2 protein-coding genes are annotated in these 2,309 nt (G+C 70.2%); both read right to left on the bottom strand.

Translation table 11 applies throughout. From position 1 onward, the window contains the following. Positions 1-377: 377 nt before the first annotated feature. On the bottom strand, positions 378-1,892 hold the full coding sequence (locus AC31A1_RS50345; RefSeq protein ID WP_489659740.1) for an MFS transporter: 1,515 nt from the start codon (positions 1,890-1,892) through the stop codon (positions 378-380). 92 nt (positions 1,893-1,984) lie between these two features. Then, on the bottom strand, positions 1,985-2,309 hold a 325-nt coding region (locus AC31A1_RS50350; RefSeq protein WP_489659741.1), incomplete at its 5' end, for a zinc-binding dehydrogenase.

Raw genomic sequence — 2,309 nt, forward strand, 5'->3', positions numbered from 1 at the left:
CTGGTGGGCGCAGCGCGGAGTCGTCGCGGCTGGCGCGGTTCGCGGATCGGGTGGCAGGGCGGCACTGAGGTGCGGGGGCGGTTCGTTGTCGGGTGCGGGTCCGGTGGGGGCTGGTCGCGACCACGCGGCGGAGCCGCAAATCGACACAGCCCCGCGCCCCTGGGTGGTTCGGGGTGCGGCTGTGTGGGTGGGTGCCGGTGCGTTGTGGTTTGCCCGCGGTGCGTTGTGCCCCCGGCGCCGCGCCGGGGGGTGTCCGTCCTCGGATCGGCGCGGGGGCCGTTGCTCAGCGACTTGCCCGTGTTGACGCGCCGACCGCTGCGGGCGGACCCCCCCGACACGTCGCCTTGCCGCCGTACGCGGCCTGCGGTCCGCTCGGCTCAGGTCACCGACTCGGACGCCGACTCCGACGCGGGTGACTGTGCGGCCGCCCCGTGCTTGGGCGCCCGGGCCGTCACCATCAACCCCGAGACCAGTCCCGCCATCAGCATCACGGCGACGGCCCACCAGATGGCGACCGTGTAGCCGTGGACGATGCCCTTGCTGGCGATCAGGGCCTTCTGGGCCGGGTTGTGGAGGTGGGCGGCGATGTAGGCCGTGCTGCTGGTCGTGGCGATCGTGTTGAGGAGGGCCGTACCGATCGAACCGCCCACCTGCTGCGCGGTGTTGACGGTCGCGGAGGTCACGCCCGAGTCCTGCGGGGCGACGCCGGCCGTGGCGGTGGCGAACACCGGCATGAAGATCAGGCCCATGCCGAGGCCCATCAGCAGCAGGCCCGGGAGGAGTTCGGTCGTGTAGTCCGAGTGGACGGTCAGGCGGGTGAAGAAGGACATGCCGGCCGCGGCCAGGACCGCGCCCGGCACCATCAGGGTGCGCGGCGGGACGTGGTGCATCAGGCGGGCCGAGATCTGGGTCGAGCCGATGATGATCGCGACCGTGAGGGGCAGGAAGGCCATGCCGGTCTTCACGGGGGAGTAGCCGAGGATGACCTGGAGGTAGTAGGTCATGAACAGGAACATGCCGAACATGCCGATGACCGCGAGCCCCATGGTGAGGAAGCAGCCGGCGCGGTTGCGGTCCTTGACGATGTGCAGGGGAAGGAGGGGGCTGGGGGCTCTGGTTTGCCACCAGACGAAGGACGCGAGCAGTACCGCGCCTGCGGCGAAGAGGCCCAGTACCAGTGAGTCCGTCCAGCCGCGTGGTTCCGCCTCGCTGAAGCCGTAGACGATCGCGACCAGTCCGCCGCAGCCGAGCAGTACGCCGGGTACGTCGAGGCGGGCGCCGGAGTGGCCGGGGCGGTCGTGCAGGAGCGCGAAGGCGCCGAAGACCGCTATGACCGCGATGGGGATGTTGACGTACAGGCACCAGCGCCAGTTCAGGTACTCGGTCAGCAGTCCGCCCGCGATGAACCCGATCGCCGAACCGCTGCCCGCGAGTGCGCCGTAAATCCCGAAGGCCTTTCCGCGTTCCTTGGGGTCCGTGAAGGTTGTGGTGAGGAGGGAGAGGGCGGAGGGGGCCAGTACGGCGGCGAAGACGCCCTGGAGGGCGCGGGCGCCGAAGAGCATGCCCGAGGTCGTGGCCGCGCCGCCGAGCGCGGACGCGCCCGCGAAGCCGATCAGCCCGATGATGAAGGTCCGCTTGCGGCCCACCAGGTCGGCGATCCGCCCGCCCAGCAGGAGCAGCCCGCCGAAGGCGAGCGTGTACGCGGTGATGACCCACTGCCGGTTGCCGTCGGACATGCCCAGGTCGCGCTGTGCGGAGGGGAGCGCGATGTTCACGATCGTCGCGTCGAGGACGACCATGAGCTGCGCGAGAGCGATGATCACCAGCCCCCACCAGCGGCGGGGATCGGGGCCGGCAGCTGCGCTTGATTCACCTGATTGGGTGACGCTCATCTGGTCAGAAGACCATGAATCGGTAGGTATCGCATCCTCAGTCGTATTCGCGCGTGTGTTCGATGGTGTGCCGGGTGATGTGCTCGGTGTGGTCATGGTTCCAGGACCACCTTTCCGGTTGTCTTCCGGTTTTCCAGCGCGCGGTGCGCGTGCGCCGCCGCGGCCAGCGAGAATCGCTGGACGGTCGGTACGAGCCGGCCTTCCGCCGCCTCGGCGAGTGCGCGCAGCTCCAGCGTCCGGATGGGGCTCGGGCCGCCGGCCTTCCGCATCATCACGGGCCCGAGCACCTGTTCGGACACCCCTTCGACGGCATACGGCTCGCCGCTCGACCATCCGAAGACGATGTGCTGACCCTTCGGCCCGAGCCCCATCCGGACGCTGGAGCTGCGCGCACTCGCCGAGGCGGCGGAAGGCCGG

Source organism: Streptomyces sp. P5F9 (assembly GCF_057961495.1).

Excerpts from the sequence above, each read along its gene's own strand:
- AC31A1_RS50345 (WP_489659740.1), bottom strand. The coding sequence starts at position 1,892 with ATGAGCGTCACCCAATCAGGTGAATCAAGCGCAGCTGCCGGCCCCGAT.